The 26,361-nt window shown below is 63.1% G+C and carries 21 protein-coding genes and 2 pseudogenes; 13 read left to right on the top strand and 10 right to left on the bottom strand.

The genetic code is table 11. The features are described 5' to 3' along the window. Window positions 1–110: 110 nt before the first annotated feature. Window positions 111–701 carry a GNAT family N-acetyltransferase gene (locus ACY8GK_RS11500; protein ID WP_196177269.1) on the top strand — a complete coding sequence of 197 codons (591 nt, stop codon included), beginning with the start codon at window positions 111–113 and terminating at the stop codon, window positions 699–701. Then, entirely contained in the window at window positions 698–1,582 is an 885-nt protein-coding gene (locus ACY8GK_RS11495) for a carbon-nitrogen hydrolase family protein (protein WP_196177337.1), read from the top strand. The genes ACY8GK_RS11500 and ACY8GK_RS11495 overlap by 4 nt, the downstream gene beginning before the upstream one ends. Before the next feature lie 135 nt (window positions 1,583–1,717). Here ACY8GK_RS11495 and ACY8GK_RS11490 read toward each other — a convergent pair whose 3' ends face one another. Then, window positions 1,718–3,241, bottom strand: coding sequence for a fumarate hydratase (locus ACY8GK_RS11490; RefSeq protein WP_196177271.1), 1,524 nt, complete (start codon window positions 3,239–3,241; stop codon window positions 1,718–1,720). A 399-nt stretch (window positions 3,242–3,640) separates the two neighbouring features. Between ACY8GK_RS11490 and ACY8GK_RS11485 the strand changes: the two genes are divergently transcribed. Beyond that, entirely contained in the window at window positions 3,641–4,588 is a 948-nt protein-coding gene (locus ACY8GK_RS11485) for an iron-sulfur-binding ferredoxin reductase (protein WP_196177273.1), read from the top strand. A 154-nt stretch (window positions 4,589–4,742) separates the two neighbouring features. On the opposite strand, the gene pyk is transcribed toward ACY8GK_RS11485, so the two are convergent. Then, window positions 4,743–6,194, bottom strand: coding sequence for a pyruvate kinase (gene pyk / locus ACY8GK_RS11480; RefSeq protein ID WP_196177275.1), 1,452 nt, complete (start codon window positions 6,192–6,194; stop codon window positions 4,743–4,745). Between the two features lie 269 nt (window positions 6,195–6,463). Between pyk and ACY8GK_RS11475 the strand changes: the two genes are divergently transcribed. From ACY8GK_RS11475 to sbcB, 3 genes are all read left to right on the top strand, one after another. Next, a complete protein-coding gene (locus tag ACY8GK_RS11475; protein ID WP_462401313.1) occupies window positions 6,464–6,850 on the top strand; it encodes a tetratricopeptide repeat protein in 387 nt (128 codons plus the stop codon). A 120-nt stretch (window positions 6,851–6,970) separates the two neighbouring features. Beyond that, entirely contained in the window at window positions 6,971–7,330 is a 360-nt protein-coding gene (locus tag ACY8GK_RS11470; protein ID WP_196177279.1) for a PilZ domain-containing protein, read from the top strand. A gap of 60 nt (window positions 7,331–7,390) precedes the next feature. After that, a complete protein-coding gene (gene sbcB, locus ACY8GK_RS11465) occupies window positions 7,391–8,821 on the top strand; it encodes an exodeoxyribonuclease I (RefSeq protein ID WP_462401312.1) in 1,431 nt (476 codons plus the stop codon). A gap of 66 nt (window positions 8,822–8,887) precedes the next feature. On the opposite strand, the gene mvaT is transcribed toward sbcB, so the two are convergent. Then, window positions 8,888–9,265 (bottom strand): histone-like nucleoid-structuring protein MvaT, encoded by a 378-nt coding sequence (mvaT, locus tag ACY8GK_RS11460; protein WP_196177283.1) that lies wholly within the window; start codon window positions 9,263–9,265, stop codon window positions 8,888–8,890. Between the two features lie 293 nt (window positions 9,266–9,558). Here mvaT and purU point away from each other — a divergent pair, with 293 nt between their 5' ends. Then, entirely contained in the window at window positions 9,559–10,410 is an 852-nt protein-coding gene (gene purU / locus ACY8GK_RS11455) for a formyltetrahydrofolate deformylase (protein WP_462401311.1), read from the top strand. Window positions 10,411–10,561: 151 nt separating this feature from the next. Here purU and ACY8GK_RS11450 read toward each other — a convergent pair whose 3' ends face one another. The 7 genes and pseudogenes from ACY8GK_RS11450 to ACY8GK_RS11420 all read right to left on the bottom strand — a co-directional run bounded on the left by ACY8GK_RS11450 (window position 10,562) and on the right by ACY8GK_RS11420 (window position 17,700). Further along, window positions 10,562–11,554, bottom strand: a complete 993-nt coding sequence (locus ACY8GK_RS11450) for a lysylphosphatidylglycerol synthase transmembrane domain-containing protein (RefSeq protein ID WP_462401310.1) — start codon at window positions 11,552–11,554, stop codon at window positions 10,562–10,564. Further along, window positions 11,551–12,315 (bottom strand): DUF2334 domain-containing protein, encoded by a 765-nt coding sequence (locus ACY8GK_RS11445; protein ID WP_196177289.1) that lies wholly within the window; start codon window positions 12,313–12,315, stop codon window positions 11,551–11,553. Before ACY8GK_RS11445 ends, ACY8GK_RS11450 begins: the two co-directional genes overlap by 4 nt. Next, entirely contained in the window at window positions 12,308–13,429 is a 1,122-nt protein-coding gene (locus tag ACY8GK_RS11440) for a glycosyltransferase family 4 protein (protein ID WP_196177291.1), read from the bottom strand. The genes ACY8GK_RS11445 and ACY8GK_RS11440 overlap by 8 nt, the downstream gene beginning before the upstream one ends. Window positions 13,430–13,650: 221 nt before the next feature. Continuing rightward, window positions 13,651–14,247 (bottom strand): annotated as a pseudogene (locus tag ACY8GK_RS11435) (methyl-accepting chemotaxis protein); the annotation flags it as partial. Between the two features lie 261 nt (window positions 14,248–14,508). Then, window positions 14,509–15,381: pseudogene (locus ACY8GK_RS11430) on the bottom strand (HAMP domain-containing protein); the annotation flags it as partial. A 363-nt stretch (window positions 15,382–15,744) separates the two neighbouring features. Next, window positions 15,745–17,217: an inorganic phosphate transporter gene (locus ACY8GK_RS11425; RefSeq protein WP_196177294.1), complete on the bottom strand. Its 1,473-nt coding sequence runs from the start codon at window positions 17,215–17,217 to the stop codon at window positions 15,745–15,747. Window positions 17,218–17,499: 282 nt separating this feature from the next. Then, window positions 17,500–17,700, bottom strand: coding sequence for a hypothetical protein (locus tag ACY8GK_RS11420; RefSeq protein ID WP_462401309.1), 201 nt, complete (start codon window positions 17,698–17,700; stop codon window positions 17,500–17,502). 559 nt (window positions 17,701–18,259) lie between these two features. Here ACY8GK_RS11420 and pcaR point away from each other — a divergent pair. The 6 genes from pcaR (at window position 18,260) to ACY8GK_RS11390 (ending at window position 26,261) form a co-directional block, all read left to right on the top strand. Beyond that, window positions 18,260–19,138: a pca regulon transcriptional regulator PcaR gene (gene pcaR, locus ACY8GK_RS11415; RefSeq protein WP_230375731.1), complete on the top strand. Its 879-nt coding sequence runs from the start codon at window positions 18,260–18,262 to the stop codon at window positions 19,136–19,138. Between the two features lie 98 nt (window positions 19,139–19,236). After that, entirely contained in the window at window positions 19,237–20,526 is a 1,290-nt protein-coding gene (locus tag ACY8GK_RS11410; RefSeq protein ID WP_196177298.1) for an MFS family transporter, read from the top strand. Between the two features lie 148 nt (window positions 20,527–20,674). Further along, a complete protein-coding gene (locus tag ACY8GK_RS11405) occupies window positions 20,675–21,214 on the top strand; it encodes an RNA polymerase sigma factor (RefSeq protein WP_196177300.1) in 540 nt (179 codons plus the stop codon). Beyond that, a complete protein-coding gene (locus tag ACY8GK_RS11400) occupies window positions 21,207–22,187 on the top strand; it encodes a FecR family protein (RefSeq protein WP_462401308.1) in 981 nt (326 codons plus the stop codon). The genes ACY8GK_RS11405 and ACY8GK_RS11400 overlap by 8 nt, the downstream gene beginning before the upstream one ends. A gap of 52 nt (window positions 22,188–22,239) precedes the next feature. Next, a complete protein-coding gene (locus ACY8GK_RS11395; protein ID WP_462401307.1) occupies window positions 22,240–24,633 on the top strand; it encodes a TonB-dependent siderophore receptor in 2,394 nt (797 codons plus the stop codon). A gap of 71 nt (window positions 24,634–24,704) precedes the next feature. Then, on the top strand, window positions 24,705–26,261 hold the full coding sequence (locus tag ACY8GK_RS11390; protein WP_462401306.1) for an alpha/beta hydrolase-fold protein: 1,557 nt from the start codon (window positions 24,705–24,707) through the stop codon (window positions 26,259–26,261). The last annotated feature ends 100 nt before the right edge of the window (window positions 26,262–26,361 follow it).

Genomic DNA, 26,361 nt, shown 5'->3' with positions numbered 1-26,361 from the left:
GGTTCCTGTCGTAAATGGGAAAGAGTGATGTCCGGCCGCGATGATAGGGTCTGCCTTCATGCCGGGCTTAGCCAGGCGCGTCATCCACATCGACAAAACGACCGCCACGCATGGAAATCCGTCTTTTGCATGGTGCTGCCATCGCACCTCACCTCGAAGAGCTCGCCCGCCTGCGCCTGACCGTGTTCCGCGAGTTCCCTTATCTCTACGAAGGCACCGCGCAGTACGAGGCGAGCTACCTGAGCGCCTATGTCCAGTCCACCAGGAGCTTGGCGGTGCTGGCCCTGGACGAGGGGCAGGTGGTCGGCGCCGCGACTGGCTTGCCGCTGGTCGACGGGGCCGAAGCCTTCCGGCAACCTTTCACCGACCAGGGACGCGAACCGGGCTCGGTGTATTACTTTGGCGAATCGCTAGTGCTGCCTGCCTATCGCGGGCAAGGCCTGGGGGTGCGCTTTTTCATCGAGCGTGAAGCCTATGCGCACAAGCTGGGCGGGTTCGAATATTGCGCGTTCTGCGCGGTGGAACGTCCGGCGGCGCATCCTCGGCGGCCGCAGGACTACAAGCCGTTGCATGGCTTCTGGCGCAACCGCGGGTTCCTGCATGATCCGCTGCTACGTACCCGCTATGCCTGGCGCGACCTCGATGAAGCGCACGAGACGGACAAGATGATGTCCTTCTGGCTCAAGGCGCTGCCGTGCTGATCCGTGTCGCCGCCTGCCAGTACGCGATCGAGCTGCATGAAACCTGGCAAGCCTATGCGCTGCACCTCGAACATCTGTGCAGCGAGGCAGTCGACGCCGGGGCGCGCCTGCTGTTGTTGCCGGAATATGCCGGCTTGGTGCTCAGTGGCCAATTGCCAAGCGCCCAGCGCGGCGACCTGCACGACTCGATCGCCGGCATCCAGGCGCTGATCGCGCCTTGGTACAGGCTGTGCAGCGAACTGGCGGCACGTTTCGACATCTACCTGCAGCCCGGTACGCTGCCCGTGCGCGAACCGGACGGCAAGTACCGCAACCGCGCCTGGCTGTTCGGCCCAGACGGTGCGCTGGGCTATCAGGACAAGCTGATCATGACCCGTTTCGAGCGGGAACAATGGTGCATCGACCCGGGCCAGGGTCTACAGGTGTTCGAGACCGGGCTTGGGCGCCTTGGCATCCTGATCTGCTACGACAACGAGTTCCCGATGCTGGCCCGTCATCTGGCCGAGGCCGGGGTCGACCTGATCCTTGCACCCAGCTGTACCGACACCGAAGCGGGCTATCATCGGGTTCGCATCGGTGCGCAGGCGCGAGCCCTGGAAAACCAGCTCGCCGTGCTGCAGAGCCCTACGGTAGGGATGGCGCCATGGTCACCGGCATTGGATGAAAATATCGGTCGTGCCGGTCTGTTCGTGCCCCCGGACCATGGCCTGCCAGCCAGCGGCGTGATTGCCGAAAGCCGCGAGTCGTGTCCAGATAGGAGCCAGTGGCTGGTGTGCGACCTGGACCTGGAGAAGGTCCGCCGGGTCAGGCAGGAGGGGCAGGTCTTCACCCGGCGCGATTGGCCGGAGCAGTTCGAACGAGCCGGCGGGTGGCCGGCGTGAGGCAGCGTCGACTGGCTGGCGTCTGCCCTGGTGGTCGCGGGACGACTCGCAACGCCCCGCGCAAGGCTGGCACCTGCCTGCCGAGCCTGGCCGAGCGGACTTGCCGTCGAGCCAGGCCCTGCGGCACCAGGCCGCTTACTTCACTTCCACCGCCAGGCTTTCGGCGATCTTGCCCTGCCACAATGCGGGGCCGGTGATGTGCACCGACTCACCGTTGCTGTCGACCGCCACGGTCACCGGCATGTCCTTGACCTCGAACTCGTAGATCGCTTCCATGCCCAGTTCGGCGAAGGCCAGGACCTGCGACTTGCGAATCGCCTGGGCCACCAGGTAGGCGGCGCCGCCAACGGCCATCAGGTAGACGGCCTTGTTGTCCTTGATCGCCTCGATGGCGGTCGGGCCGCGCTCGGATTTGCCGATCATGCCCAGCAGACCGGTCTGCTCGAGGATCTGGCGGGTGAACTTGTCCATGCGCGTGGCAGTAGTCGGACCGGCTGGGCCGACCACCTCGTCGCCGACCGGGTCCACGGGGCCGACGTAGTAGATGAAGCGGCCCTTCAGGTCGACCGGCAGCTGCTCGCCACGGTTGAGCATCTCGACCATGCGCTTGTGCGCAGCGTCGCGACCGGTCAGCATCTTGCCGTTGAGCAGCAAGGTCTCGCCCGGTTTCCAGCTGGCCACTTCTTCAGGCGTGATGGTGTCGAGGTCGACACGGCGAGCGCTCGGGCCGGCTTCCCAGACGATTTCCGGGTAGGCGTCCAGCGAGGGGGCCTCGAGCTGCGCCGGGCCCGAGCCGTCCAGCACGAAGTGGGCGTGCCGGGTAGCGGCGCAGTTGGGGATCATGCAGACCGGCAGCGAGGCTGCGTGGGTCGGGTAGTCCATGATCTTCACGTCCAGCACCGTGGTCAGGCCACCCAGGCCCTGGGCGCCGATGCCCAGCCGGTTGACCTTCTCGAACAGCTCCAGGCGCAGCTCCTCGATACGGTTCTGCGGGCCGCGTGCCTTGAGCTCATGGATGTCGATGGACTCCATCAGCACTTCCTTGGCCATCACCGCGGCCTTTTCGGCGGTGCCGCCGATGCCGATCCCGAGCATGCCCGGCGGGCACCAGCCAGCGCCCATGGTCGGTACGGTCTTGAGCACCCAGTCGACGATCGAGTCGGACGGGTTGAGCATGGCCATCTTCGACTTGTTCTCGGAGCCGCCGCCCTTGGCCGCGACGTCCACTTCCAGCTTGTCACCCGGAACGACGGAGTAGTGGATGACGGCGGGGGTGTTGTCCTTGGTGTTCTTGCGGCTACCGGCCGGGTCGGCCAGGATCGAGGCACGCAGGACGTTTTCCGGCAGGTTGTAGGCGCGGCGCACGCCTTCGTTGATCATGTCGTCGACACTCATGGTCGCGCCTTCCCAGCGCACATCCATGCCCACGCGCACGAACACGGTGACGATGCCGGTGTCCTGGCAGATCGGACGATGCCCGGTGGCGCACATGCGTGAGTTGATGAGGATCTGGGCGATCGAGTCGCGCGCGGCGGGCGACTCTTCACGCAGGTAAGCCTCGTGCATCGCCTGGATGAAATCGACGGGGTGGTAGTACGAAATGAACTGCAGGGCGTCGGCAACGCTCTGAATCAGGTCGTCTTGCTTGATCACGGTCATGCAGCGCGCTCCTCTTGAACACGGGAACATTCATAAAGCCATCGACGTGGCCGACCAGCGTGTCGAACGGCCTCGCAAGGCGCACCGGCGGGTCAGGCCGGGCAAAAAAAGGCGCGGCAGTATAGCGCGCATCCTCGCCGGACACACCTGCAGGTGGTCTGGACCAAGGTCTGCCTTGCCCGGGCACCTTTCTTGCTCGGATCGCTGGCCTGCCACCCGGCAAGGCGTTAGGGTGTGCGAAAAGTCGTCGAGCGGCGATCAGGCAGGGCGAAAGCAGGCAAGCAAGCGCGTCGTGACGGGCGGATGAGCAGCCGAGCCTGTTTCAACGCAGCCTGACCGCCGCCCGGACACTTACATAGAGAATCTGAAGTGGCGCCATGACGCTCGAGAGAGACCGCAATGCCTGAACTGTGCGTAGGTGAGCGCTGCTGGACGCTGCCAGCCGGCAGCAACCTGCTCGACGCCCTTAATGCGACTGGCCATGCCGTGCCCTACAGTTGCCGTGCCGGCAGCTGTCACGCCTGCCTGGTCCGCTGCCTGCAAGGGCAGCCAGACGATGCCATGCCGCACGCGGTGGAGCCGGGCCAGCGCGCGCAGGGGTGGCGACTGGCCTGCCAGTGTTCGATCAGCGAAGACCTCCAGGTAGCGGTGTTCGATCCCTCTCGCGACGGGTTGCCGGCCCAGGTCACGGCGGTGGACTGGCTAGGTGGCGAAGTGTTGCGCCTGCGCATCCAGCCGCCGCGCCCGCTGCGCTATCGAGCGGGCCAGCATCTACTGCTCTGGCACGGCGAGGTGGCGCGCCCGTATTCGTTGGCCAGCCTGCCCGGCGAGGATACCTGGCTCGAATTTCATCTGGACTGTCGGCGACCGGGCGCCTTTTGCGATGCTGCGCGCAGGCTGCGGATGGGCGACCGGTTGTGCCTGGGGCAATTGTGCGGTGGCGCGTTGCACTACGATCCAGACTGGTATGAACGTCCGCTCTGGCTGCTGGCCACAGGCACCGGCCTGGCGCCCTTGTGGGGCATCTTGCGTGAGGCCATGCGCCAGGGGCATCGCGGGGAAATCCGGGTGTTGCACATGGCCCGCGATACGCAAGGGCATTACCTGGCCGAGCCGCTACGAAAGCTGGCGCAGACGTGGCCGGGGCTGAGCGTGGAACTGCTGGTGGCCGAACAGGTACAGCAAGCGCTGATGGGATTGCAGCTGAAGTCGCGGCACACCATCGCCTTGGTCTGCGGGGCGGCCACGAGTGTCGAGCAGATCGCCCGGCGATTGTTCATGGCGGGGTTGCCGAGAGGGCAGGTGTTTGCCGACATGTTCACGGGCGGCGTAGGATCGACCTCATGACCTCGCAGACCCACCGCGTAGCCTGGTCTCGCGGCCGCTGCGGGCCCGATCGCGGCACGCCGGCTCCCACGGTTTTGCGAGCTGCGCCCGCTGGGCTGGCATGGGAACCGGCCGCGACAGGGGCCGCGAAGCGACCCCGGACAGGCAACCGGCCTCAGACCAGCGGGTCGCCGACATGCAGGATCTTCATCCCGTTGGTGCCGCCAATGGTGTGGTAGCTGTCGCCCTTGGTCAGGATCACCCAGTCACCTTGCTGCACCAGGCCGCGCTTGAGCAGTTCGTCCACGGCTGCCTGGCTGACCTTTTCCGGTGGCAGCGAGGCGGGTTCGAAGGCAATCGGATAGACGTTGCGGAACAGCGAGGCACGCGCCTGGGTGGCGCGGTGCGGAGACATGGCGTAGACCGGCACGTGGGAGCGCAGGCGCGACATGATCAGCGGGGTATAGCCGCTTTCGGTCAGCGCGATGATCGCCTTGACGCCCGGGAAGTGGTTGGCCGTGTAGATGGCCGCCAGGGCGATGCTCTCGTCGCAGCGCTCGAAGGTGGTGTGCAGGCGATGGCTGGACTTCTGGCTGGTGGGGTGCTTCTCGGCGCCCAGGCAGATACGGGCCATGGCCTGGACTGCCTCGATCGGGTAGGCACCCGCGGCGCTTTCGGCCGACAGCATGACGGCGTCGGCGTTGTCCAGCACGGCGTTGGCCACGTCGGACACTTCCGCCCGGGTCGGCATCGGGTTCTGGATCATCGACTCCATCATCTGGGTCGCGACGATCACCGCCTTGTTGTTGCGACGCGCGTGCTGGATGATCTTCTTCTGGATGGCGATCAGCTCGGCATCGCCGATTTCCACGCCCAGGTCGCCCCGCGCCACCATTACCGCGTCGGAAGCGGCGATCAGGCCATCGAGGGTCTCGTCGTCGGCCACGGCCTCGGCACGTTCGATCTTGGCCACCAGCCAGGCGCTGCCACCTGCTTCGTCACGCAGCTTGCGCGCGTACTCCATGTCGCTGGCATCGCGCGGGAAGGATACCGCCAGGTAGTCCAGGTCCATCTCCGCGGCCAGCTTGATGTCGGCCTTGTCCTTCTCGGTCAGGGCCGGTGCGGTCAGGCCGCCACCTTTGCGGTTGATGCCCTTGTGGTCGGACAGCGGGCCGCCCACGATCACCACGCAATGCAGGGCATCGGCAGTGGCGGTCTCGACGCGCATGACCACACGACCGTCGTCGAGCAGCAGTTCGTCGCCGACGCCGCAGTCCTTGACCAGGTCCGGGTAGTCGATACCGACGATTTCCTGGTTGCCATCGGTCAGCGGATGGGCGGTGGAGAAGGTGAAGCGATCACCGATCTTCAGTTCGATACGCTTGTTGGCGAACTTGGCGATGCGGATCTTCGGGCCCTGCAGGTCGCCCAGCAACGCCACATGGCGACCCTGCCTGGCCGCAATCTCACGGATCAGGCGGGCGCGGGCCTTGTGCTCGTCGGGAGTGCCGTGGGAAAAGTTCAGGCGTGCCACGTCAAGGCCGGCGAGGATCAGCTGTTCGATCACTTCCGGCGAGTTGCTGGCCGGGCCCAGGGTGGCGACGATTTTGGTACGGCGGATAGTCATGCACAGACTCCTATAGTGAAGCGCAGCGAAAGGCTACTCCTCAATCGCGCTGTAGTCATTGTTCCGTTGCACTACCAGCGGCTGGCGAGGGCGGGCAACGGCAACCCGCAACCCGCAAGCTACAAGCTGATCGTGTCGATTGTGCTAGCGACGCCGGTCTGCAAGATGGTGTCGCATGCCAGGGCGACCCGGTCCGTCTTGACTTGCAGCTCGCAACTGCAGTTATCGGCAAGCTGGCCGATACAGTACCCAGCAAGAGGAGAAGCCCCATGCGAGCCCTTATCGTTGTAGCCTTGGTCGCCAGCGCGGCCGGATGTACCCGCTGGTCCATGGACAATCACCTTAACAATGCCTATCGCGCCTATGACCGTGGCGACTGCGAGCGCGTGATGCTCGAGCTGTCCCAGGTGGACCGCACCAGCCGTGCCCGACCGTTCGTTCATCCCGAAGTGAGCCTGCTGCGAGGCCAGTGCCTGGAAAGGCAAAAGCTCTATGTCGACGCCGCGCAGACCTATCGTTACCTGATCCAGCGCTACCCAGGCAACGAATATGCCTACCGGGCCCAGGCCCGCCTGCAAACGCTCGAACAACTGGGCCACTATCGTGGCACGGAATCTGCTATATCGCGGCCAACGGTGACCAAACCTTGGCGTTAATTCCAAGGTCTCGACAAACCTGTAAAAAGCATTGGACGAGCTGGACTAAACTGTTAAGCGGATGCAACGATCAAACGAATCCAGAACGCCTGACATCACGGCAAGGACAGTATTTCGACCATGTTTACCGAGCGCCAAATCGAGCGTCACCAGCTTCCGCTGTACCTTACGGTCTACAATCGCTATACCGACCAGCTGCTGGGCTACCTGGGCAATGTGTCAGAGGCCGGGCTGATGGTGATCAGCGAACTGCCGGTGCTGGTCGGGCCGGATTTCGAGCTGCAACTGAGGGTCCCGCTGTCGGGTGGCGGCTGGCAGTTCATCAACCTGACGGCCAGCTGCCTGTGGTGCCGCGAGGACCAGATGCCTGGTCATTACGACTCGGGCTTCATGCTGCTGCAGGCACCACAGGAATACAACGATTTCGTTCGCACCTTGCGCGACTACTTCAGTTTCAACTCCCTGAGCGCCTCTGCCTGACACTGGTCTCGCCGCACGAGTCGCCCTAGACTCTGGTCGATCTTGCTACAGGACGACCCCGTGAGACCCAGCATCTTCTGGCACGACTACGAAACGACGGGTATCAACCCCCGCTGCGACCGCCCGTTGCAGATGGCCGGCGTGCGAACCGACTTCGAACTCAACGAGATCGAGGCGCCCATCAATCTCTACTGCCGCCTGGCGGATGACATCCTGCCGCACCCGGCGGCCTGCCTGGTGACCGGCATCACCCCCGAGCACCTGGAAAGCCGCGGCCTCTGCGAGGCCGAGTTCATGACGCGAGTTCATGCAGAACTCGCTCGTCCCGGGACCTGCGCCGCTGGCTACAACACCTTGCGCTTCGATGACGAGGTGACTCGCTACAGTCTGTATCGCAACTTCTTCGACCCTTACGCGCGCGAGTGGCAAGGCGGCAATAGCCGCTGGGACTTGATCGATGTGGTGCGTACCGCCTATGCCTTGCGCCCGGAAGGTATCGTCTGGCCACGGCAGGACGGCCGTACCAGCCTGCGCCTGGAGCTGCTGTCCGAAGCCAATGGCCTCGAGCATGGCAATGCCCACGAAGCACTGTCGGATGTGCGTGCGACCATCGCCTTGGCACGGCTGATCCGTGAGCGCCAACCACGGCTCTATGAATGGTTGTTCAATCTGCGCGCCAAGAACAAGGTCATGGAACAGGTCCGTCTCCTGCAACCGCTGGTACATGTCAGCGGGCGCTTCTCGGCCGAGCGCAATTACCTTGGCGTCGTGCTGCCATTGGCTTGGCATCCGCGCAACCGAAACGCACTGATAGTCTGCGACTTGCATCTGGATAGCACGCCGTTGACCGAGGAAAGTGCAGAGTCATTGCGCCAGCGCCTGTATATGCGCCATGGGGACATGGCGGAAGGACAATTGCCCGTTCCGTTGAAGTTGGTCCATGTCAATCGGTGCCCGGTACTGGCGCCCCTGTCGGTCTTGCGCGCATCGGACCAGGAGCGACTGGGGCTCGACATGGCACTCTATCGGAGCCGCTGTGAACACTTGACCCAGCAGGTTGCTGTTTGGCAGGACAAGCTTGCCTGGATCTTCGCGACCGATGAGCACGCACCTCATGAAGACCCGGAACAACAGTTGTATCAGGGTTTTCTTGGTGATCGGGATCGCCGCCTGTGTGAACAAGTTCGCAAGCGGGATCCAGGGCAACTGTCACTGGAACAATGGATCTTCGATGATCCGCGAATGCCGGAGCTGTTGTTTCGCTATCGAGCACGAAACTTCAACGAGACCCTCGATGCGCAAGAGCGGCAACGCTGGCTAGTATTCTGCCAGCAACGCCTGAGCGATCCTCGCATGGGCGCGCCGAATACCTTGGCCGAATTCGAAATGGCCTGGCAAGGGGCTTGGGCCAGTGCGAGCGAAGCCCAGCGGAGGGTGCTGGATGCCTGGAGGAAACACGCCCTGCAATTGAAGGGGTTATTCCAGCTCTAGCAACGCAATGAAAAAACGCCAGCAGGCTGGCGTTTTTTTAATATCGATAGCCGCGGTGAACGACGATCAGTCCAGCAGGGTGGACCAGCTTTCGACTTCGTCGCTGCCCCACTTGGCTTTCCACTCTTTCAGGGTCTTGTGGTTGCCGCCTTTGGTTTCGACGACTTCGCCATTGTGCGGGTTCTTGTATTGCTTGACCTTGCGCGCACGCTTGGTAACGGTCGGTTTGGCATTGCCACGCGGCGCCTTGCTGAGCTTGGAGTCCGGATCGAGCAGGGCGATCACGTCACGCAGGGACTTGGAATACTCCCCCATCAGGGCGCGCAGTTTGCCCTCGAATTCCAGTTCCTTTTTCAGCTTGTCGTCTTGCGACAGGTTGGCCAGACGGGCCTGAAGTTCCTTGATGGCTTCTTCGGTAGCACGGTACTCGTTAATCAGCGACATGATGAATTCCTTGATGGATCTTCAGAGAGACAGTGGGCTCAATAATAAACATGCCATACTGGCAAGTAAACAATTAAAACAAGGTTGGTTGTCATTAAGCAGACTAGAAGATGTACTTGCAGGTTAAGAAAAATTCACAAAGTGTCTCGGAATTCGCCTTTTCCGACAGATGATTCCTCGCCAGCCCCTTGGCAGGAGCTTGGTCTGACAAAAGATGTCGGTCAAACGTTACTGCAGATTTCCTCGGCAGTCGCTAGAATAGGCCCCTTTGCGAAGTTTCCTGGAGTTCTTTCATGCGCACCTACCGACTGGTGATTGCGTGCCCCGATGGTGTAGGAATCGTGGCCAAAGTCAGCAATTTCCTGGCCTCCCATAACGGCTGGATTACCGAAGCCAGCCACCATTCCGATGAGCAGAGCGGCTGGTTCTTCATGCGCCATGAGATTCGCGCCGAGTCCCTGCCATTCGACATCGAAGGGTTCCGCGAAGCGTTCGCGCCGATCGCCGAAGCATTTTCCATGACCTGGCAGATCACCGACTCGGCGCAGAAGAAGCGCGTCGTGCTGATGGCCAGCCGCGAGTCCCACTGCCTGGCCGACCTGCTGCATCGCTGGCACACCGATGAACTGGACTGTGACATCCCCTGCGTGATTTCCAACCATGATGACTTGCGCAGCATGGTCGAATGGCATGGCATTCCGTTCTTCCACGTACCGGTCGATTCGCGCAACAAGCAGCCAGCCTTCGCCGAGGTGTCACGGCTGGTCAAGGCGCATGACGCCGATGTGATCGTGCTTGCGCGCTACATGCAGATCCTGCCGCCGGAGCTGTGCCAGGAGCATGCGGGCCAGGTGATCAACATCCATCACAGCTTCCTGCCGTCCTTCGTAGGAGCCAAGCCTTATCATCAGGCGGCGCTGCGCGGCGTGAAGCTGATCGGAGCCACCTGCCACTATGTGACCGAGGAGCTGGATGCCGGGCCGATCATCGAGCAGGATGTGGTTCGGGTCAGCCACGCCGATACCATCGACGACATGGTGCGTTTCGGTCGCGATGTGGAGAAGATGGTGCTGGCTCGTGGCCTGCGCTATCACCTCGAAGATCGCGTGCTGGTTCATGGCAACAAGACCGTGGTCTTCGACTGAGGCGGCAGGGCTATGGCCGATCCACGCGACAAGGCCGCCGGCAAGCTTGCGCCGGTGCTGGGCGAGGGCTGCCTTGCGCGCTATGACCTGGAGGCATTGAGCGAAGCAGAGGGCACCGAGTTTCCCGGAGCCGCCGAACTCTGGCAGCAGCTCAACCCGCCTGCCGACGGCAGCGTTCCAGCAGCGGCCGAGCCAGCAGGCAGACGAAGACCGGCCCGCCGGCAAACAGATAGAAATAGTAGGTGACCACGCGCCAGATCAGGATCGCTGCCGCTGCCGTCGAGCTGCCGACCAGGGGTGCCAGCAAGGTAGCCGAGGTCAGCTCGGCGGCCCCGGCGCCTCCCGGCAGCAGGCTGAACTGGCCGGCACTGAGCGACAGCATCTGGACCAGAAAGCTCGGTATCCACTGCAGGTCAGTACCCAGGCCGCGCAGCACCAGGTACAGCACGCTGTAGCGCAGGCCCCAGTGGGCGCACGTCAGGCTGAATACCAAGGCCAGGGTGCGCTTGGGCAGGCTCCAGGTTTCAGCCAGCGCGCGGAGAAAATGCAGCACCTTGCGCGCCCAGCGTCGGCGCCTCGGCCGGGACAGGCCCAGGCGTCGCAGCAGGCGACCGTTGAAACGCATGACCGGGCGGCGATAGCGTAGCAGCGCGACGATTGCCGCCAAGGCACCACACAGCAGCACGGCGCTGCTGATCAGCATGGCTTCCTGGCTTCGTCCGAGACTGTGGAACAGCGCATAGCCTGCGATGCCCAGCATGGCGCAGATGAAGAACGCCAAGTCGTTGAGCTGGTCCATGGCGAAGGCGGCGCCGCTGCGTGCCGCATCGATGCGCTCGCGCGCGAGCAAGGCGATCAGGGCCACAGGGCCACCCCCGCCGCCAGGCGTGGTGCAGATGGCGAACTCGGTCGCCATCACCACGCCGACACTCTTGAACAGCCCAAGCCGTGACCCTTGCTGGCCAAGCAGCAGGCGCAGGCGCAAGGCATTGAGCAGCCAGCACACCATGATCATGCCCAGCAGCCCGGTCATCAGGCCGGGCGGGAAGGCCCGCAGGCGGGCCAGCAGCTCGCTGCCGCCGAGCCAGGCAGGCACCAGCACGGCCAGTACCAGCGCAAGCACCAGCCAGGCGAGACGACTCATGCAGCGGACCTATGGTCCAGCCAGGTCGACTTGGTCATCGGGACGCGGCCTTGATCGAGCAACGCTCGCACGGTTTCCAGCCAGTAGTCGCGCGACATCCGGTGACGCATGTCGACCGGATGCAGGCCCAGGCGCAGGCTATCGGCATGGCGCAGGCGTTGGCGCTGCCATTCGCAGACCATTCTGGAAAGCCCGCGGCGCCAGGCACTGCGCGCGCTCCAGACCAGGCCTGGAGCGGTGATGGGGGTAAAGTCGGGCAGTGTGTAAAGGTGCTGCGGCGTACTGGTGTAGCGCAGCGGCAGGCTCCTGAGTGCCTGGCGGGTCCCCTCGCTCATCAGCCAGGCCGGGGCCACGAACCCGGCCAACGGCCAGCCCTGGCGCTCGAACAGCGCCATGCCGGCATGAAGGCGCTCCAGTGCGCGCTCGCGGTCCAGGCTGTGGAATTCTCCTTCGTGGGTATAGATCCTGCGCATGAAGAATTCGGCCGGGTTGCGTGGTGGCGGACCATCGTCGGCATGGTAGTAGCCATGCAGGGCCAGCTCGTCGCCCTTGGCCAGGCGCTGCTCGAGCAAGCGACAGAAGTCTGGCGAGCGCGACAGGGCGTTGCGATGATGGAAGTCAGGTACCACCAGCCAGGTCATCGGCACCTGCCCGAGACTGTCCATGGCCTCGACGAAGGGGCGATAGTCTGGCCAGGTTTCCGGAGCGATATCGTGCAGCACGACCATCAGGCTGCGTGTCTTGCCAGTTGCCTCAGGCATGCGCGAGCACCTCGGGCTGGTGGCCAAGCACTGCCTGATAGTGCTGGAGCAGGCCGTTGACCACGTTGTCCCAAGAGTACTGCTGCTCGACATGTCGGCGAGCCTGTACGCCGAGCTTGCGAGCACCGGCCTCGAACACTTCGCGGACCGACTCGGCCATTGCCTTGCCGTCGTTGGGGCGACACAAGCGTCCACACTGCTCGTTGACCAGCTCGCCGAACGCCCCGGCGCGCACCGCGACCACCGGGGTGCCGCTGGCCATGGCTTCGAGGATCACCAGGCCGAAGGTTTCCTGGTCGCCGGCATGCACCAGCAGGTCGGCGCTGGCGAAGATGCTGGCGACCTCCGCGGCAGGGCAGAAGCGGTTGATGACGGTAACGTTGTCCGGCACTGCGGTAGGCATGCTCGAGCCGACCAACAGCAAGTGGTAGGGTCGACCGAGCTGGCGCATGCACTCGAGCAGGACCGGCAGGTTCTTCTCGCGCGAACCACGGCCGGCGAACACCAGCAACCGGGCCGTGTCCGGGATGCCCAGGCGTGAGCGCAACTGGGTATCGCGCTGTTCAGGATTGAAGGTGACCAGGTCGACCCCCAGGCGTTGCACATGGACTTCCTTGACGCCCAGGCGCGTGAGCTTGTCGGCCATGACCTGGCTGGGGGCCAGGACCCGGTCGAAGTTGCCGTAGAGCTTGCTGACATAGGCCTCGACGTTGGGCGTGAACCAGTTGCCCATGCGGTTGCTCACCAGCAGTGGCAAATCCGAATGATAGAAACCGATGACCGGCACATCGAGCTTGCGCCTGGCTTCGAGCGCTGCCCAGGCCGTGAGGTACGGATCGCCCACCTCGATCAGATCCGGCTGCAGCCGGCGCAGCACATTGCACCAGGGCGCCAGGCGCACCGGGAAGCGATAGCCGTTGCTGAAAGGTAGTGCCGGCGCCGGCACCTTGTAGACGCCATTGGCGTCGCTGGCGCTGGGGCCGGGGACCAGGAGACTATGGTGAATGCCTGGCATCGCATCCAGGCGACGGTGCTTGGCATCTAGGTAGGTACGCACACCCCCGCTGGCCGGGGCGTAAAACATGGTAATGTCAGCGATGTGCACGATCAGCATCCCTCCGGGATCGTCTAGGTGGTCTGTCATCCGGTTGTAACGAACCGGAGATGACGCGCCTAAGGATTGACCTTTCGGAAGGGTAGTTCGTTCGATCCGACCACCGCCAGCGCCAAGCCTCAAGCTCAAGCCAAAGCGGACCGAGCCGCCTTTGTCAGCGACTCGTTCCCTGGATCAGCGCCGCCAGAAGGATCGACACGATCAGCTTGCAGCTTGCAGCTTCAGATCCGGAAGCTGCCCACCAGCTGCTGGAGCCTGGTCGCCTGCTGTTCCAGGTCGGCGCAGGCACGCAGAGTGGCCTGCAGGTTCTCCACGCCTTCCTGGTTGAGCATGTTGATTTCGTTGATGTCCATGTTGATGGAGTCGACCACGGCGGTCTGCTCTTCGGTAGCGGTGGCGACCGACTGGTTCATGCCGTCGATCTCGCCGATGCGCTGGGTCACGCTGTCCAGGCGCTCGCCGGCCTGGTTGGCGATCTCCTTGCTGTCCTGGCTGTGGCGCTGGCTCTGGCCCATGGTGTCGACCGACTCGCGGGCGCCCACTTGCAGCTCCTCGATCATCGCCTGGACCTGCTGTGCAGACTCCTGAGTCCGGTGGGCGAGGTTGCGCACCTCGTCGGCCACCACGGCGAAGCCGCGTCCGGCCTCGCCGGCACGGGCCGCCTCGATGGCGGCATTGAGCGCCAGCAGGTTGGTCTGCTGGGAGATGCTGGTGATCACCTCGAGAATCTGGCCGATATTGACGGTCTTGCTGTTGAGCGTCTCGATATGCGCACTGGAGGTGACGATCAGGTCGGAGAGACGATTCATCGCCTGGATATTGCGGCCGACCACTTGCTGGCCTTCCTCGGCCAGCAGGCGTGCCGAACTGGCATGCTGAGAAGCCTGGGCGGCATTGTTGGCGATTTCCTGGGCAGCCGCGCCGAGTTCATTGATCGCTGCCGCGACGCTGTTGGTGCGATTGGCCTGCTCGTCGGAGTTGGCCATGGAGGAATTCGAGGCGCTGATCACGCGCAGCGCGACTTCGTTGACCTGCTGGGTGGCCGAGGAGACCTCGCTGATCGAACCGTGGATACGTTCGACGAAGCGGTTGAATGCACTGCCAAGGATGCCGAACTCGTCCTGATGATGGATGGTCAGGCGCTTGGTCAGGTCGCCTTCGCCTTCGGCAATGTCTTCCATGGCGCGCGTCATGGTGTGCAGCGGTTGCATCAGGGCGCGGATCAGCAGACCGAGCAGGGCGATGATGATGACCACCGCCACCACCGTGGCGATCACGGCCGAGTTGCGGAAGGTGGTGAGCATGGAAAAGGCCTTGTCCTTGTTCACCGACAGGCCCAGGTACCAGTTGGCCGAGGGCAGGCCCTTGATCGGCGTGAAGGTGAGCAGGCGCGTTTCGCCATTGGCCTGGATTTCCGTCAACTCACGGCTGAGCCTGGGCGTCTGCTGCGGGAATACCTCGGACAACGACTTCATGACCAGCTTCTGGTCTGGATGCACCAGGATCTTGCCTTGGTCGTTGACCAGGAACGCATAGCCCATGCCGCCGAAGTCCAGGGAATTGACGATCTGTACCAATCCATCGAGCGCCAGGTCGCCGCCGACCACGCCAATCTCCTGGGAAACATTGGCAAGGATGCCGATGACCATCTTGTTGGTGGTCAGGTCGATATAGGGCTCGGTGAGAATGGTGCTGCTGGCATTCATGCCGTCCTTGTACCAGGGACGTGTCCTGGGGTCGTAGCCATCGGGCATCTTGGCGTCGGGGCGGACACTGAAGCGGCCGTCGGTGCGTCCCAGGTAGACGGTGAGGAAGCTCGAGATCAGGGCATTCTGGCCCATGAGCGTTTCGGCATCGGCGGATTCGTTGGCAATGTTCTGCGCCAGGTTTTCCACCAGCTTGATCCTGCCATCGAACAGGTTGCGGATATTGGTCGAGGTCGACTCGCCCATTTCAGCCAGGTAGCTCTCCAGGTCGTCGCGTATGGCGTTGCGCTGGAGATAGTCGTTGTAGAGGGTGAAGAGGGTGAAGGCGAGCATCACGATCAGTGAGGCTGCCAGCAGGATCTTGTGGCTGAATCGCAGGCTTTTGTTCATGGCGTAATCGGGTCCGGTCCTGGCATTGCGTTGACATCAACAGCAGGTATCGGCCGATATGTGACAAAACTTGAGGGACTTTGGGCGGCAAGCTGCAAGCGGCACGCTAAAAGCTGGAGCAGGCGCACCGCTGTAACTGTGCGTACACCTGCTTCATCGCAATGCTGGCTGCTTTGTTCGCAGCTCGCGGCCGGCCTGCGGCTTGCCGCTGCCGCCCGGTCAGCCCAAGGCCTTGGAGGCCAGCCAGAACAGCGCGGCCGCCAGGCCCATGGAGGCTGGGAGCGTCAGCACCCAGGCCAGCAGGATGGTCTTGATGGTGCCGCCTTGCAGACCGCTCTTGTTGGCGACCATGGTGCCGGCAACGCCGGAGGACAGCACGTGGGTGGTGGAGACCGGCAGGCTGAAGACGTTGGCCATGCCGATGGCGCAGGCTGCGGTGATCTGCGCCGACATGCCCTGGGCGTAGGTCATGCCCTGCTTGCCGATCTTCTCGCCGACGGTCAGGACCACGCGTCTCCAGCCGACCATGGTGCCCATGCCCAGGGCCAGTGCAACGGCCACGATCACCCAGAACGGCGCGTACTCGGTGGTGGCGGTCAGGTCCTTGCGCAGTTTTTCCAGGTCGGACTTCTCGCGGGCATCCAGCCCTGGCAGCTTGCCGACCTTCTTCGCCGTGTCGTCCAGGCAGAGCAGGTACCGGCGCACTTCGATGCGCTTTTCCGCCGCCAGGGCGTGATAGTCCGTCACGCCCTTGAGCGCGCTCTGCAGCGCGTGGATGGTCGGCTCGGTCTGCTGCGGATTGCAGCTGAACTGTTCGGGCAGGTCGCTCGTCTTGCCCTTGCCCAGGGCCAGGAACTCGCCCAGGGTGGCTTCGTTGCGCTGGTAGAACTGGCTCAGGTGCAGGGTCGCATCGCGGGTGCGTTCGATCTGGTAGGTGGTGCTACCCAGGTCGAGGACGAAGTGCGCCGGGACGATACCGATCAGCACCAGCATGATCAGGCCGATGCCTTTCTGGCCGTCGTTGGAGCCGTGCACGAAGCTCACGCCCATGGCCGAGATCACCAGTACCAGGCGGTTCCAGAACGGCGGGTGCTTCTTGTCGTCGAGCTTGCGACGCTGCTCGGGAGTCTTGTGCATCTTCGATAGCGGACGCCACCACTTCAGGCCGATCAGGACCAGCGCGGCGATCGCGAAGCCTGCCAGGGGCGAGAATACCAGCGACATGGCGATATCGATCGCCTTCTGCCAGTTGACACCGTCCCCCAATGGGATGTCGGTGATCAGGGCATTGGCCAGGCCCACGCCGAGGATCGAACCGATCAGGGTATGCGAGCTCGATGCCGGAATGCCGAAGTACCAGGTGCCCAGATTCCAGGCGATGGCGGCAGCCAGCAGCGAGAACACCATGGCCAGCCCATGCCCGGTATTGACGTTGATCAGCAGCTCCACCGGCAGCAGGTGGACGATGGCATACGCCACGCCGACCCCGCCGAGCAGTACGCCCAGGAAATTGAACACGCCGGACAGGAACACGGCCAGGTGCGGCGGCATGGCTTTGGTGTAGATGACAGTGGCTACCGCGTTGGCGGTGTCATGAAAGCCGTTGATGAACTCGAAGGCGAGCACGAAGGTCACGGCGAGCACGAGGCTTACCACTACCCAGGCATCCAGTCCGCTGAATAAATCGATCATGAAGTTTGTCTGGCGGTCATAGGGGGGCGCGATTATGCCAGAAAACCAGTGGAATCGATGCCCCCGCCTACGACCGACGGACGCACCGACCCGCGTGCCGTATCTGCGCGACCCGATATTCCGATGCGAAACCGGTCGAGAGAAGGTGCGTAAAAACCGGGACTTGCAGGCAAAACCCAGGGAAAATCGATTTGCACGAAATTTCAAACGGTCGTATGAAATTTGTGTGATCCCATTTCACCCGCCAGCCTGGTGTAAAGATGGCTGTGGCGATGATGCGCTTCAGTCCTTTTCGGTGCGCAGTTCCTTTTCCATCTTCTCGAGTTCCTGGGCGAATGCCTGGTCGAGGATGGTCGAACGCTTGCGCCAAGGTTTGCGTTCGGGTTCGGGTTGAGCGGCATAAGTGGTGATCTCGCCGCCGTAGACTTCCTTGTAACGGTCGGCCTGACGCTCTAGTTCTGCGCGCAGTTCTTCTTTCGTCACAGTAGTACCTGCAAAGTGGAAAGTGTTGCCTGGTTTCGCCATGCACATGCAGGCGGCTACGTCGCCAGGACGATTCGTCTGTCGTAGCAAGACATTTCCAGATGCCTGTTCGCTCAGGGCGCCCCGGGCTTCACCTGGGCTTTGGCACGCCTGGGGGCGCAACGAGCCGCAATGGAGGCTCCGAGATCAAGTCCGGAAGAACGAAGTGTTCGCTTCGATGAGGCGATTATAGCAACTATCGATTCTCTGGGGATCTTGCAGCCCCTGTCAAACTGGAGAAATGCGAAATCATTCGGGTCCTGCTTGAACAAGTAGCTCGTCAGTTACTTATGGGATACAGCGTATGTAGGAAAGTTCGGAAATTTGAAAGATGAAAAAACGGCCTCGCTGGGAGGCGAGACCGTGCCTCGGGACTTCTTACGGTGGGTACCTGACCAGTCTCTCCAAAGAAGCCACAGGTGGCAGGAGAAAGGTATAAGCAAAATTGCGCGTGGTCAATTGCGATTATCGGTCGTTCGTTCGATAATCGCACAAACTGTGCTTTTCCAGAGGTGAAGTCATGCAAGACCCGACAAACGTGCAGCCGCCTGCCGTGGATACACAGGCGCAGGGCAGCGGCTCGACCGGCCTGGCGCCACCGATCATCGCGTCACCGGCAAGGCGGATCCAGGCGTTCACTGGCGATCCGGACTTCATGACGTCACTGGCGCGAGGGCTGGCGGTCATTCAGGCGTTCCAGGAGCGCAAGCGCCACCTGACCATCGCCCAGATCAGCCATCGGACCGAAATCCCTCGCGCGGCCGTCAGGCGTTGCCTGCACACGCTGATCAAGCTTGGCTACGCCACGACCGACGGACGTACCTATTCGCTGTCGCCCAAGGTGCTCACCCTCGGGCATGCCTACCTGTCCTCGACGCCGCTAGCGGTCTCGGCCCAGCCCTACCTGGATCGTATCAGCGAGCAGCTGCATGAGGCCGCCAACATGGCGACCCTCGAAGGGGACGACATTCTCTACATCGCGCGTTCGGCCACAGAGGAGCGATTGATCTCGGTGGACCTTTCCGTCGGTGGACGCTTGCCGGCCTATTGCACTTCGATGGGACGTATTCTCCTGGCCGCGCTCGATGACGCCAGCCTGCACGAGTATCTCGAGCGCGCCGACCTCAAGCCGCGTACCAGCCGCACCTTGCACGAGCCCCAGGCCCTGCTGGCCTGCATCGGCCAGGTCAGGGAGCAAGGCTGGTGCGTGGTCGACCAGGAACTGGAGCAAGGCCTGCGCTCCATTGCCGTGCCTGTCTACGATGCTTCGGGCCAGGTTCTGGCCGCGCTGAATGTCAGTACCCACGTAGGGCGCGTGAGTCGAGGCGAGCTCGAGCAACGTTTCCTGCCCGTGCTGCTGGCCGCCAGTCGCGAACTGTGCGCGCAGCTGTTCGCTTGAGAGCGCCGGGCTGACCGGGTAGGCGGCGTGGCGGCAGGGAACGCAAATGTTACCTAGTGTGTCTAGACCTGCAGTGACTCTTCAGGAGCAAGACACACATGACTTCGATTCATTACACCGGCGAAGAGCGCAGCAAGCGCGTCTTCGCCATCGTGGGCGCCTCGTCCGGTAACCTCGTGGAGTGGTTCGACTTCTATGTCTATGCCTTCTGCGCCATCTATTTCGCTCCGGCGTTCTTCCCGTCCGACGATCCTACGGTACAACTGCTCAATACCGCCGGGGTCTTCGCCGCGGGCTTTCTGATGCGCCCGATCGGCGGCTGGCTCTTCGGTCGCCTGGCTGATCGCCGGGGACGCAAGAGTTCGCTGATGATTTCAGTGATGATGATGTGCTTCGGCTCGCTGGTCATCGCCTGCCTGCCCACCTATGCCAGCATCGGAGCCTGGGCGCCAGCCTTGCTGCTGGTGGCGCGCCTGGTACAAGGGATCTCGGTCGGCGGCGAGTATGGCACCACCGCGACCTACATGAGCGAGGTTGCCCTGCGTGGACAGCGGGGATTCTTCGCTTCGTTCCAGTATGTCACCCTGATCGGCGGCCAGTTGCTGGCGGTCCTGTTGGTGGTGATCCTGCAGCAGCTGCTCAGCGAGCAAGAGCTGCGTGCCTGGGGTTGGCGCATTCCTTTCGTGGTAGGGGCAGTGGCGGCGTTGATCTCGTTGATGCTGCGTCGTTCGCTGGAGGAAACCAGCAGCGCCGAAACCCGCCAGGACAAGGAAGCGGGCAGCATCGGCGGACTTTTACGCCATCATGGCGCAGCCTTCGTCACCGTGCTTGGCTACACGGCGGGCGGCTCGTTGATCTTCTACACCTTCACTACCTACATGCAGAAGTACCTGGTCAACACCGCCGGCATGCCGGCCAAGCAGGCCAGCTACGTGATGACCGGCGCGCTGTTCCTGTTCATGTGCCTGCAGCCGTTGTTCGGCATGTTGTCCGATCGTATCGGTCGAAGGGCTTCGATGCTGCTGTTCGGCGCCTTGGGAACCCTGTTCACCGTTCCCTTGCTGATGGCCTTGAAGTCCGTCGAGAGCCCGTTGATGGCATTCGTGCTGGTGACCGTGGCCCTGTGCATCATCAGCTTCTATACCTCGATCGCCGGCCTGGTCAAGGCCGAGATGTTCCCGCCGCAGGTACGCGCGCTCGGCGTCGGCCTGGCCTATGCCGTGGCCAATGCCGTGTTCGGCGGGTCGGCGGAGTACGTGGCTCTGGGCTTGAAGTCGCTGAACATGGAGAACACGTTCTACTGGTACGTGACCGTCATGATGGCCGTGGCCTTCCTGTTCAGCCTGCGCCTGCCCAGGCAGGCTGCCTATCTGCACCACGATCATTGAGCGAGACCGAGTCTCGATTCGGCTGGGCATGGTGCCGCTTGTTGTGGGGCGATGGCCATGCTGGGCCATCGTGGCCACTGGCCGCGTGATACGCACCTGTGTGAGAATGATAGGAATTACCATTCCTGTATCCGGCTGACTCTCGCGAATGACATCCCCCTCTAGTGCCTGGGCTGGCTCCACGCCCGCCTTCCAGGCGGTCGTCCATGAACTGCTGGCCAGTTATAGCGACTTGCGTGGCTATCTATGCGGTCGCTTGCGCAACCACGATGACGCCGCCGATATCGCCCAGTCGAGTTTCGCCCAGGCCTATGCGCATGCGATGACCGCTCCGGTGCTCAATGCCCGGGCCTTGCTGTTCCAGGCGGCGCGCAATTTGTGCATCGATCGCCATCGTCGGCGCAGCACCGAGCTGGCGGCACTCGAAGACTGGCTGGCCAGGGCCGAGGTGCTGAGCCCGAGCGTCGAGCAGATCTTGCTCGCCCGCGAACAGTTGCAGCAGTTGATCCTTCGTATTGAGCGTATGCCACGTCTGCGTCGCGAGGTGTTCGTCAGGGTCAGGCTGCATGGCCAAAGTCATCGTGAGGTCTGCGAGGCGCTGGGGCTGTCGGCCAAGGCCGTGGAACTGCATATCGGCAGGGCTGTCTTCGATCTTTCCGAATTGCGTCTGGCCGCCAGTCATGCCTGAGCCCGTCGCGCCACGCAAAGTGCAGCAAGCATTGACCTATCTGTCGGCGTTGCATGGCGACGACCAGCAGCGCGCCCGCGAGGTGGAGATCCAGGCACAGCACTGGCGTCGCCGGGATGAGGAACATGAGCGGGCCTGGCAGGAAGCGCTGTTGCGTTGGCAGATGGTCCATCGCCTGGCTCCGCAGTTGCGAGCCACGCTACAGCCGCAACCCTGCGACCCTGCTCGTCGGCGTCTGCTGCGCCAGGGCAGCGCGCTGGCCATATTGCTGGCCTCTGGCGGTTGGCTGGGCTGGATGTATCGGCGGACCCAGCCATACCAGCAGGATGTGCGCACCGCGCATGCCGAAGCCGCGCGCGACTTGTCGTTGCCTGATGGCAGCCGCCTGCTGGTCGCCGCCGAAAGCAATCTGCGGGTACGCTTCGATCAGGATCAGCGCCAGGTATTGCTGCTGCATGGCAATGTCTATTTCGATGTTGCCCATGAGCGCTGGCGGCCCTTCCTGATTACCACCCGCCTGGGCAGCGTCGAAGTTCTCGGTACGGCCTTCACCGTGCATGACCGAGGTGCGCGGGTACAGGTCGCTGTGGCGCGCGGCCGGGTGCGAATACGTGACCTGCACGGGGGCGAGCAGGTGCTGCAAGCGGGGCAACGCATCTGCCTGGATGACCAGGGACGCTTGCGCAAGGTACAGGTCGGCGCGCAGTTGGGGCCGGATTTCCGGCACTGGCAGCGCGGCTGGTGGTCATTCACCGATGCGCCGTTGAGCGAAGTGGTCGATGAACTCAATGCCTATCTGGAGGTGCCGCTGAGCTTGGACCCCGCGGCCGCAGAACTGCGCCTGACCGGGAGCTTCCCCAGCGATCGGCCGCATGTACTGCTACGGTCGCTGCCAAGCATATTGCCGCTGCGCCTGGTCGAGCAGGGTGGTACAAGACGCATGCTGATACGTGGAAACAACACTGAGGGGTAGATCGATCCTGGGGCGTCATCAGCAGTGAACTTCACTTCTGCAAGGACAGATCATGCCGCTTTTCCCTGCCCAGGCCGCTCCAACCCGCTTTCCCGGAACCCTGCGTCGCTCGGTGCTGGCCTGCGCACTAGGCAGCAGTGCGCTGCTCGCCCATGGCGCGGTCATGGCTGACAGCCGGACGTTGATCCTTAATCTGCCGAGCCAGTCTCTGGAGGCTGCAGTGCATGCTCTGTCGCATGAGTCAGGCATGGCCATCGCGGCTGACAGCAGACTGACCGCCGGACGCAGCGTGCCGGCCCTGCAGGGCAGCTACACGATACTGCAGGCGCTGCAGCGACTGCTGGCTGGCAGCGAGCTGGTGGCTATGGAGGAAGGGGACGTGATCATCCTGCGCCATACCGCGCAGGATGGCATCCTTTCGTTGGGCGCCACCACGGTCAGCGCAAGCGGTTTCGCCAGCGACCTGCCTGACACCTACAGCGGTGGTCAGGTCGCGCGGGGCGCCAAGCTGGGCTTGCTGGGCAACCACGACATCATGGATACGCCGTTCAACATCACCAGCTACACCGCCCAGCACATGGAGAACCAGCAGAGCGGCACTGTCGGTGCCGTGTTACGCAATGACCCATCGATTCGCTTCAGTACCGGCGAAGGTCATGCCTACGAGAACTTCATGGTGCGCGGCTATGCCCTGGACTCCACCGAGCTGGCCCTCAACGGCATGTACGGGCTGGCGCCCGATGGGCATGTCCCGACCGAGTTCCTCGAGCGGGTGGAGGTGCTCAAGGGGCCTGGTGCGCTACTCACCGGCATGGCGCCCAGTGGTGGGGTTGGCGGAGTGATCAACCTGGTGCCCAAGCGCGCCAGCGAACAACCATTGACGCGTCTGACGACTCATTATGTTTCCGACGGCTACTGGGCCGAGCATGTCGACCTGAGCCGTCGCTTTGGTCCGCAGCAGCGCTTGGGCATCCGCTTCAATGCCGTCCATGGCACAGGCGACACTGGCGTGGATGATCAGAGCAAGGATCGCACTTTGGCCTCGCTGGGCATGGATTATCGTGGCGATGGCTGGAAGCTCGAGCTGGACGCCTACGAAACCCACGAAAAACTCGAGAACGGCAGCCCGATGATGGTTGGATTCTCCACGCTCGGGCATGTGACCAAAGCGCCCAAGCCGGACACCAACATTCTCGACGGCATCCATGCCAAGCAAGTCAGCAAGGCCGTGCTGCTGCGTGGCGAATACGGATTCGACGCTGCGTGGAGCGCCTACGCCAGTGTCGGACACTCCCGAACCCGCTACGATGGTTTCCTCAACGGCACCCGCGCGGTGGTGCTGAACGACAGTGGCGATGCGCGGGGGCAGACCTATAACCAGGCCGGGTACACTCACAGCCTGTCGGCCGAGGCTGGCTTGCGCGGCAACTTCATGACCGGCGACATCAGCCACCAGCTGGTCCTGAGCACTTCCCTGCTGCACCAGGATATCGGTCGTGCGCCTACGGTCACCGGGCCCAGCTATATCACCAACATCTATCGGCCGCGCCCGGCGCTCATCGCTGATGATCATCCTTCCAGCGAGCAGACCGGTGACAATACCCTGTCGAGTTTCGCGGTCGCCGATACGCTCGGTTTCATCGATGACCGAGTCTTGCTGACGTTGGGAGTACGCTCGCAGCGGGTAAGGCAGAAAATGAGCAGTCCCTCCTATGACGAACGTGCATTGACGCCCGCCGTGGGGATCGTGCTCAAGCCATGGGACCTGTCGATCTCGCTGTACGCCAACTATATGGAAGGCCTCACCCAAGGCGGCACCGCTCCGGTGGGCACGGTCAACTACGGCGAACAGTTCGCGCCATACAAGGCCAAGCAGGCCGAGGTGGGGGTCAAGTGGGACATGGGCACCTTCACCCACACCTTGGCAGCCTTCCAGATAGACAAGCCCAGCTTGATCACTGACATCGTCAGCAACCGTACCTCCGACGATGGTGAGCAGCGCAACCGAGGTGTCGAGTGGAACATGTTCGGCTCCATCACGCCCTCCGTGCGGGTGCTCGGTGGCGTGACCTATACCCATGCCGAGCTGACCAGGACCCAGAACGGTACCTACGACGGCAATCGTGCCCGCGGCGTGCCGGACTGGTCGGCCAATCTCGCCGCCGAATGGGACCTGCCCTGGGTCGAGGGCCTGACCTTGACCACGCTGGCGATACACAGCAGCTCCCAGTACCTGGAGGAAGCCAACCAGCTGAAGATCCCGCAGTGGACACGCTATGACCTCGGCGCGCGCTACTCGACAAGGATGCTGAGCAAGGATGTGACGCTGCGCGCCAGCTTGGAGAACGTCGAGAACCGTGCCTATTGGGCCGGCGTGTTCAACCCGGGCTTCGCCACGGTCAGCGAGCCGCGCACGCTGAAACTGTCGGCCAGCATCGACTTCTGAGGTAGAACATGCATCGACTTACTCGCTTGGGCTGTAGTTTGTTGCTGGCTGCCGCCTGTTCCGGTGCCGCGATGGTTGCGAATGCCGCATTGCTGCAGGTGGGCCAGACGGTCGAGGGCCGTGTCGACGAGCGGCAGTCGGCAGCCTGGCGGCTCGCCCTCCGGGACAGGGATTTCGTCCAGGGTCGGGTCGACGGCGACGTCAGTCTGCGCCTGCTCGATGGCGAAGGGAAACCCTTGCGACTGCTGGTCGACGGACTCGACCAGAACCGTGACTTCATGTTCGTCGCCCCCGCGCAGGGACAGTTCCGGCTGCGCGCCGAGGCCATCCCGACCAGGCCGGGCGAGCGCTTCACGCTGGAACTGGAGCGGATCCAGCCAGCCAGCGCGCGACCCCAGCAATCGGCTGCACCCCTGGCCAGCCCGACACTGCGAGAGCTGGCTGGACATCTTGCCCAGGGCGGCACCACGCAAGCGTTCTGGAGCCTGCGCGAACAGCAGGGCACACCTTTGGTCGAACCAGTCCCAGGCAGACCTGACCTGCGTCTGGTGACCTTCCTCTGGCGGGGCGCAAAGCATGACGTGAAAATCTTCGGTTCGCCGTCCGGCAAGCATGACCCTTTGCTGCGTCTGGGCGTCAGCGATGTCTGGTACCGCAGCTATGAGGTGCCTGCCAGCGCCCGGCTCAGCTATCAGCTGGCGGCTGACGTACCACCTTCGCCCGACCGGCGCAGCTTGCTGGCCACTGCCCGCAGCGACCCGTTGAATCCGGCCATCTTTGCCGCCGACAGTGGCGATGATCCCTGGCTGTCCCGCTCGCGGCTGGAACTGCCCGATGCCGCGCCCCAGCCGTGGATCGTCAGGCGTGCGGACATCCCTCACGGCCAGCTCGAACGCCGACGTCTGGCCAGCCACTTACTAGGCAACGAACGGGATGTCTATGTGTATCGTCCGGCTGGCTGGCGTCAGGGTGATTCCGATCAGGCCTTGCTGGTACTTTTCGATGCCCATGCCTATACCCGGCAGGTGCCGACGCCGACGATACTCGACAACCTGATTGCCGAGGGCCGCATTCCCCCCACCGCAGCGCTGATCATCGCCAATCCGAGCAGCCAGAGCCGCCAGCGAGAGCTGCCAGCCAATCCGCAGTTCGCCCGTTTCGTCGCCGAGGAGCTGATGCCGTGGGCCCGCGCGCAAGGCATCGGCGCAGTGGCTTCGCGGACCGTGGTTGGTGGCTCCAGCTATGGGGGCCTGGCATCGGCCTACCTGGGCTTGAAACATCCGGAACTGTTTGGCAACGTGCTGAGCATGTCCGGTTCCTACTGGTGGTCAAGGCCAGGCGAGGAGCCCGGCTGGCTGATCCGTGAGTACGCTGGTGCGCCGCGTCAGCCGCTGCGCTTCTACCTGCAGTCCGGCCTGTTCGAAGGACCGATGATTCTCGACACCAATCGGCACCTGCGCGATGTGCTGCGAGCCAAGGAGTATCGGCTGGAGCAGGTCGAATACCCGGCCGGGCACGACTATCTGCAATGGCGGGGTAGCCTGGGCTGCGGCCTGGTCAGTCTGCTGGGCGAGGGAATCGCCAGCGTTGCGAAGGCCTGCGTGCCTGGCGCAGGCGAAGGGACCTGAGGGCGCTGCGGCCTCGGCTTCTGGCCAGACCAGAAGCTGCCCGTTCAGGCGTCTGGCCGCCAGTGGCAGGTTCAAGGTCCTGGGCTGCTCTGCCGCCCAT

This window comes from Pseudomonas sp. Marseille-QA0332, assembly GCF_054950175.1.
Note: the sequence above shows the minus strand (reverse complement) of the source record. Positions and strands in the feature narration are given on the sequence as shown.